Below are 361 nucleotides of genomic sequence, written 5' to 3' on the forward strand. Positions count from 1 at the left end.
CCACAAACAAGATAATGACATTAAATACTTTCTTAGATACATGCTTTCTTTTATTCATCAGCGTTCTTTTTTATTTAAGTATACCAATTTATCCTAACAAAGTGGTGGTTGTCCCACAAGGTTCGCTCAAAAAAGTGTTTTTTTCTTTAAAAGATCAAGGCGTGGATATTAACGCTTTGGATGTGCTTTTTTTACGCCTGATGGGCATGCCTAAAAAAGGTTATATTGATATGGGCGATGGGGCTTTAAGGAAGGGGGATTTTTTAGTCCGTTTGATTAAAGCAAAAGCGGCGTATAAAAGCGCGACTCTAATCCCTGGGGAAAGCCGCTATTTTTTCACGCAAATTTTGAGCGAGATTTA

At 37.1% G+C, this 361-nt stretch carries 1 protein-coding gene; it reads left to right on the forward strand.

Annotated features, from left to right (window positions below; all coding sequences use genetic code 11):
• Positions 1-14: 14 nt before the first annotated feature.
• Positions 15-361 (forward strand): hypothetical protein (locus F8C76_RS19955; RefSeq protein ID WP_211372198.1); only part of this gene is annotated, 347 nt, incomplete at its 3' end.

This window comes from Flagellimonas olearia, assembly GCF_009184425.1.
Taxonomy (GTDB): Bacteria; Bacteroidota; Bacteroidia; order Flavobacteriales; family Flavobacteriaceae; genus Flagellimonas; species Flagellimonas olearia.